General features: G+C 69.5%; 6 protein-coding genes and 1 pseudogene. 4 read left to right on the top strand and 3 right to left on the bottom strand.

Features of this window, described 5'->3' with window-relative positions; all coding sequences use genetic code 11:
- On the bottom strand, positions 1–465 hold a 465-nt coding region (locus G6028_RS03985), incomplete at its 3' end, for a helix-turn-helix domain-containing protein (protein WP_182658113.1).
- Positions 466–534: 69 nt separating this feature from the next.
- Between G6028_RS03985 and leuC the strand changes: the two genes are divergently transcribed.
- From leuC to G6028_RS03970, 3 genes are all read left to right on the top strand, one after another.
- Complete coding sequence (gene leuC, locus G6028_RS03980) at positions 535–2,001, top strand: 3-isopropylmalate dehydratase large subunit (RefSeq protein WP_182658112.1); 1,467 nt, start codon at positions 535–537, stop codon at positions 1,999–2,001.
- A gap of 5 nt (positions 2,002–2,006) precedes the next feature.
- Positions 2,007–2,612 (top strand): 3-isopropylmalate dehydratase small subunit, encoded by a 606-nt coding sequence (leuD, locus tag G6028_RS03975; protein WP_182609742.1) that lies wholly within the window; start codon positions 2,007–2,009, stop codon positions 2,610–2,612.
- A 143-nt stretch (positions 2,613–2,755) separates the two neighbouring features.
- Positions 2,756–3,136 (top strand): HU family DNA-binding protein, encoded by a 381-nt coding sequence (locus tag G6028_RS03970; RefSeq protein ID WP_179525501.1) that lies wholly within the window; start codon positions 2,756–2,758, stop codon positions 3,134–3,136.
- A gap of 9 nt (positions 3,137–3,145) precedes the next feature.
- Here the strand turns inward: G6028_RS03970 and G6028_RS03965 are convergent, their stop codons facing one another.
- Positions 3,146–4,066, bottom strand: coding sequence for an NUDIX hydrolase (locus tag G6028_RS03965; RefSeq protein ID WP_182658111.1), 921 nt, complete (start codon positions 4,064–4,066; stop codon positions 3,146–3,148).
- The gene (locus G6028_RS03960; RefSeq protein WP_182609743.1) at positions 4,063–6,159 is read right to left on the bottom strand and encodes an RNA degradosome polyphosphate kinase; all 2,097 of its coding nucleotides are present in this window, start codon (positions 6,157–6,159) and stop codon (positions 4,063–4,065) included. Before G6028_RS03960 ends, G6028_RS03965 begins: the two co-directional genes overlap by 4 nt.
- Before the next feature lie 29 nt (positions 6,160–6,188).
- On the opposite strand from G6028_RS03960, the pseudogene G6028_RS17415 reads away from it, so the two are divergent.
- Positions 6,189–6,398, top strand: a pseudogene (locus G6028_RS17415) (hypothetical protein); the annotation flags it as partial.

The raw sequence follows: 6,398 nt of genomic DNA, 5'->3' as shown, positions 1-6,398 counted from the left end.
CACCAGTAACGCCCGCTGGGTGGCGGGGTCGGCCCACGCCGCCAGGACCTTCGCACCCGAACCCCGGCTCATGGGCAGGATGGCCCCCACGGGGACGGTGTCCCGCAGGCCGGTCGGGGGCTCGGCGGAGGCCACGCAGATCCGCCGGTCGCCGTCGCGCCGATACACCTGGACGCTCTCCTCCGTGGCCTCGCGGAGGCGGGGCAGGACCGAGGATGCGGCCTCCGCCAGGGAATCCGCGGCGTGCGCGGCGAGCTTGGCCAGGCCCGGGCCGAGGCTCCACACGCCGGCGTCGTCCCGGGACAGGAGTTGGTGGATCTCGAGGCCCACCGCGAGCCGGTGGGCGGTGGCCCGGGGGAGTCCGGTGCGCTCGCAGAGGTCGGCCAGGACGCACGGCTGCTCGGCCACCGCGTGGAGCACCGTCATGGCTTTGTCGAGGACTCCGATCCCGCTATACTGTCTCACAGTTCGACTATAGCGTCCTACATGGTGAGAATCCATCGGTTCGACACCCGGGCGTGGACTGGAGGCGTGATGAGTGTGACACCGTCCGGAGGTGCCCGGGGCCGAACCCTGGCGGAGAAGGTCTGGGACGACCACGTGGTGGTCAGGGGCGAGGGGGAGGGCGAAGCCCGTCAGCCGGACCTCATCTACGTCGATCTCCACCTCATCCACGAGGTCACCAGCCCGCAGGCCTTCGACGGACTCCGGCTGGCGGGCCGCGTCCTGCGCCGTCCGGACCTCACCCTGGCGACCGAGGACCACAACGTCCCGACCGACATCGTCGGCGGGGCCGTCAACCTCATCGCCGACCGCGTCTCACGGACCCAGATCGAGACGCTGCGCACCAACTGCGAGGAGTTCGGGGTCCGGGCGTACCCGATGGGTGACCCGGGGCAGGGCATCGTCCACATCATCGGGCCCCAGCTCGGCCTGACCCAGCCCGGCATGACCGTCGTGTGCGGAGACTCGCACACCTCGACCCACGGAGCGTTCGGCTCCATCGCGATGGGTATCGGGACGTCCGAGGTCGAGCACGTCATGGCCACCCAGACACTGTCGCTGCGGCCGTTCAGGACCATGGCCGTCACCGTCACCGGCGAACTGCAGCCGGGGGTCTCCGCCAAGGACCTCATCCTGGCCGTGATCGCCCAGATCGGGACGGGCGGGGGTCAGGGGCACATCATCGAGTACCGCGGCGAGGCCATCGAGAAGCTCTCGATGGAGGCGCGGATGACCATCTGCAACATGAGCATCGAGGCCGGCGCCCGGGCCGGGATGATCGCCCCGGACCAGACCACTTACGACTACCTGAAGGGGCGGCCGCACGCCCCCGCCGGGGAGGAGTGGGACGCCGCCGTCGAGTACTGGACCGGCCTGCGGACCGACGATGACGCGGTGTTCGACACCGAGGTGGTGATCGACGGCTCCGCCCTCACCCCGTTCGTCACCTGGGGCACCAACCCCGGCCAGGGTGTGCCCCTCGGGTCCACCGTCCCGCACCCGGAGTCCTTCGGGGACGAAAGCGACCGTGTCGCCGCCGAGGGTGCGCTCGAGTACATGGACCTCGAGGCCGGCACCCCGTTGCGCGATGTCCCGGTGGACGTGGTCTTCGTGGGCTCGTGCACCAACGGGCGTATCGAGGACCTCCGGACCGTGGCGGAGATCATCGACGGCCGCGCGGTCGCCGAGGGTGTCCGGATGCTGGTCGTCCCGGGATCGATGCAGGTGCGCCAGCTCGCCGAGCAGGAGGGCCTGGACAAGGTGTTCACCGCGTTCGGCGCCGAGTGGCGTCAACCGGGGTGCTCCATGTGTCTCGGGATGAACCCGGACTCACTCGAGCCCGGCCAGCGCTGTGCCTCGACCTCCAACCGCAATTTCGAGGGCCGCCAGGGCAAGGGCGCCCGTACCCATCTCGTCAGCCCGGCGGTCGCCGCGGCCACGGCCGTCGTCGGCCGCCTGGCCTCGCCCGCCGATCTCGAGCCCGCGAAGGGGGCCTGATCATCATGGAGCCGATCACCACCCACACCGGCATCGGGGCGCCGTTGCACCGGTCCAACGTGGACACCGACCAGATCATCCCCGCCGAGTACCTCAAGCGCGTCACCCGCACCGGTTTCGAGGACGGACTGTTCTCGTCCTGGCGAGCGAACGAACCCGACTTCGTCCTCAACCGTTCCCCGTACGACCGCGCCTCGGTGCTCGTGGCGGGTCCGGACTTCGGCACCGGCTCGTCGCGCGAGCACGCGGTCTGGGCCCTGAAGGACTTCGGCTTCCGCGTCGTCATCTCCTCGCGCTTCGCCGATATCTTCCGCGGCAACTCCGGCAAGTCCGGACTGGTGGCCGCGCAGGTCGAGCAGCAGAACGTCGACCTGCTGTGGAAGATCATGGACGAGCGTCCGGGCCTCGAGTTGACCGTCGACCTGGGGACCCGGACCGTGACCGCGGGGGACGTGACCGTCCCGTTCGAGATCGACGACTACACCCGCTGGCGCCTCATGGAAGGTCTCGACGACATCGGGCTCACCCTCCGGCAGGCCGATGCGATCGCGGAGTTCGAGCAGCGCAGGCCGACCTTCAAGCCCGTCACCACGCTGCCCGGTCGCGGCTGACCGACCGGGCACCTGGCGGCTGACCGACCGGTCCGGAGTCACGTCCGGAACGCTCCCCGTGACGGCAACGTGTGAGTATGCTTATATTTCGTATGACGCGGTGCTCTGCCGCGTCGGCGTACTCACCCTAAGGGGGATCCCTCGTGAACAAGGCCGACCTGATCGCCGAGCTGGCGGAACGGATGGACGGAGACCAGCAGCTCGCCACCGAGGCGCTGGAGAACACTCTCGACATCATCGTGCGGGCGGTGGCGGCCGGAGAGTCCATCACCATCATGGGATTCGGCATCTTCGAGAAGCGCGCGCGTGCGGCCAGGGTCGCGCGCAACCCGCACACCGGTGAGTCCATCCCGGTGCCACCCACGTACTCGCCCGCCTTCCGGCCCGGGCAGTACTTTAAGTCCGTCGTCCAGGGCACCGAGACGCTCCCGGAAGGGCGACTCGCCGCAAAGCGGTCCAGTTCACACCAGTCCTTCGGCGGTGTCGGGAAGAACGGCGTGAACCACCGCGACAAGGTCAGCTGACCGTCTGCCTCACCGCACGGGGAGCGGGCTCGGGTAGTAGTCGGCGAACACCAGGGTCCCGCCGTCGAACCCCAGCCCCCAGGCTCCGGCCTTCTTGGTCGAGGTGTCTCCCACATCGATCCCGGCCAGCCCGGCCAGGTCCCCCACGAGTCCGGGAATCGCGGTTCCCTGGGAACTCACCGCCGCGACCCCGTCGCCGCCGGCGATCTCGACCACGCGCTCGCGCGCGGTGACGGGATCATCCAGGTACGCCTCATCGCTCAGGACCGGCTCGACGGCGACGCCGACCCCGAGTTCGTCGGCCAGTGGACCCACGGTCTGCTCGCAACGCACCCGCGGGGCGCTGTGGAGCCTCCGGACGCCGAACGCCCTGAGCATCGGGACCAGGAGTTCGGCCTGGGTGCGTCCGGCCCTGTCGAGCGGGCGCGACGAGTCGTCACCGCTCCACTCCGAGCGGCTCCCCGCCTTGGCGTGCCGGACCAGCAGGAGAACCGAATCCACCGGTCGGGCCGCGGCGAAGCGCGTCAGGATCTTGCGGTCCAACGCGTACGAGACCAGATCCCGGGCCTCATCCACCGGGAGCCACCGGATCTCGTCGACCTCGGAATTCGGCTCGAAGCCGCCCCCGGACGCCAGAGCGGACCAGTAGGTGACCTCCTTCCGGGTGTTCTCCTTGAGCGGGTACGCGGTGGTCCCGATCCTGGACTCGAGAGCCGCGGAGAACCCCGTCTCCTCCGCGATCTCGCGCACCGCGGTGACGGGCAGCGACTCACCGGGATCGACCTTGCCCTTGGGCAACGACCAGTCGTCGTACCGGGGGCGGTGGACCACGGCGCAGCGGGCGGACCCCCCGTCCATGCGGTACAGGACGGCCCCGGCCGCGGGGACCACCCGGACGCTGGTCCGGCCGCCGTTCGACTTCCTGCTCATCGGTCCCGGAACCCCGCGTGGACGGAGGCCATGCGCTCCTGGTGGTCGACCGAGTCGGACCGGTCCCCGGGGGCGGGCATCCGCGCCCACGAGGCGTCAGGCCTCAGATGGAAGCTGCGCGTGGCCGGGTCGAGGGCGGAGTCGAAGATGCGGTGGATCTGACCCTTGAGCCGGGGGTCGGTGACGGTGGTCATCACCTCGACCCGGCGGTCGAGGTTCCGGTGCATCATGTCGGCGCTGCCGATGAGCACCTCGTCCGCCCCGCGGAAGTTGAGGATCCGCGAGTGCTCGAGGAAGCGTCCGAGGATCGAGCGGACGTGGATGTTCTCGCTGAGCCCGGGGACACCGGCGCGCAGGGCACAGATCCCGCGGACCACGATGTCGACCTGCACGCCCGCCTGCGAGGCCCGGTAGAGGGCGTCGATGATCTGCTCGTCGACCAGCGCGTTGGCCTTGAGCCGGATCCCCGCCTCGCGACCCTCGGCCGCGAAGCCGATCTCGCGGTCGATCCGCTCGATGATCCCCGAGCGGATCCCCTCGGGGGCCACGAGCAGTCGTCGGTACTTGGAGACGTTGGAGAACCCGGTGAGGTGGTTGAACAGGTCCGTCAGATCGGACACGACCTCCTCGTCCGCGGTGAACAACCCCACGTCCTCGTACAGGCGGGCCGTCTTGGGGTTGTAGTTCCCGGTGCCGATGTGGGCGTAACGCTGTAGCCGGTCGCCCTCCTTCCGGACCACCAGGCAGGTCTTGCAGTGTGTCTTGAGTCCCAGCAGGCCGTACACCACGTGGACACCGGCCTGTTCGAGCTCTCGCGCCCAGCGGATGTTGTTCTGCTCGTCGAAGCGGGCCTTGATCTCCACCAGTGCGACGACCTGCTTGCCGGCCGCCGCGGCGTCGACGAGAGCGTTGACGATGGGGGAGTCGCCGGAGGTCCTGTACAGGGTCTGTTTGATCGCCAGCACGTTCTCGTCCGCAGCAGCCTGTTCGATGAACCGCTGGACGGTGGTCGCGAACGAGTCATACGGGTGCTCGACGAGGACGTCGCCCTCCTGGAGGGACGCGAAGATGTTCCGGGCGGTCTCACGCTCACCGAATGCCGGGGGGGTGGCGGGGACCATCGCCGGATCCTTGAGGTCGGGCATGTCCAGGCCGTGGATCTGCCACAGCCCCGTCAGATCGAGCAGTCCCGAGAACCGGATCACGTCCTCGGAGTCCACGTCGAGTTCGTGCTGGAGGATCCGGAGCATCCGCGGCGTCATGTCCTCGGCGATCTCCAGCCGCACGGCGGAGCCGAAGCGGCGGCGGGCGAGCTCGCGCTCGAGCGCCTGCAGCAGGTCCTCGTCACGGTCCTCCTCGACCTCCATGTCCGCGTTGCGGGTCACGCGGAAGACGTGGTGCTCGACCACCTCCATGCCCTGGAACAGGTCGCCGAGGTGGGCCGCGATGATCTCCTCGGCGGGCACGAACGAGTACTCGTCCTCCGCGTCCCGGGCGACCCTGACGAACCGGGGCACGTTGTGGGGGATCTTGACCCGGGCGAAGTGCTCCTGCCCCGAACCGATGTCGCGGATGATCACCGCGAGGTTGAGGCTGAGTCCGGAGATGTAGGGGAAGGGGTGCGCCGGGTCGACGGCGAGCGGCGTGAGGACGGGGAAGATCGAGTTCCTGAACAGCTCCGCCAGGGAGAACCGCTCGTCGGCGGTGAGCTCGCCCCAGGGCAGGATCCGGATCCCGTGTTGCTCGAGTTCGGGTCTGATCTCGTCGTGGAACAACCGGGTCTGCTCGTCGCAGAGCTCGCGGGTCCGGACACTGATCCGGCCGAGCTGCTCGGCGGGCGTCTGGCCGTCGGCGGATCTGACCGACAGACCCGTCTTGTCGCGGCGCTTGAGGCCGGCCACCCGCACCATGTAGAACTCGTCGAGATTCGACGCGAAGATCGCGAGGAACTTGGCCCTCTCGAGTAGCGGCAGGTCCTTCTCGCCCGCCAGGGCCAACACTCGTGCGTTGAAGTCGAGCCAGCTGAGTTCTCGGTTGAGGTAGCGGTCACGGGGTCGGGGGAGTTGCTCGAGCACGGGGTCGTCTGCGGTCACCGGACCATTGTGGCCGATACCCCGGCGGAGTGAGCACGTTGACTCAGAGAGGGGGTCCTCAGGACGGCCGCGGTGGCCTCACCGACGGCCCGTCCGGTCAGTGCCCGGACATCCTCGGGGGTGTCGACGTCGCGACCGGCCGCGCCCGAGGGGTCGGCCCCGTCGAGCGGGACGGCACCCCCCTCGGACAGGTGCCGGGCCGCGGAGCCGGGTCCGAACCGGGGCACGCGTGCTCCGGC

Source organism: Dietzia cercidiphylli (assembly GCF_014145145.1).
Lineage (GTDB): Bacteria > Actinomycetota > Actinomycetes > Mycobacteriales > Mycobacteriaceae > Dietzia > Dietzia natronolimnaea.
The sequence above is the reverse complement of the archived record's forward strand: the minus strand, read 5'-3'. Positions and strand labels throughout refer to the sequence as shown.

Coding starts and splice junctions, on each gene's coding strand:
- leuC (WP_182658112.1), top strand. CDS start 535: ATGAGTGTGACACCGTCCGGAGGTGCCCGGGGCCGAACCCTGGCGGAG.
- leuD (WP_182609742.1), top strand. CDS start 2,007: ATGGAGCCGATCACCACCCACACCGGCATCGGGGCGCCGTTGCACCGG.
- G6028_RS03965 (WP_182658111.1), bottom strand. CDS start 4,066: ATGAGCAGGAAGTCGAACGGCGGCCGGACCAGCGTCCGGGTGGTCCCC.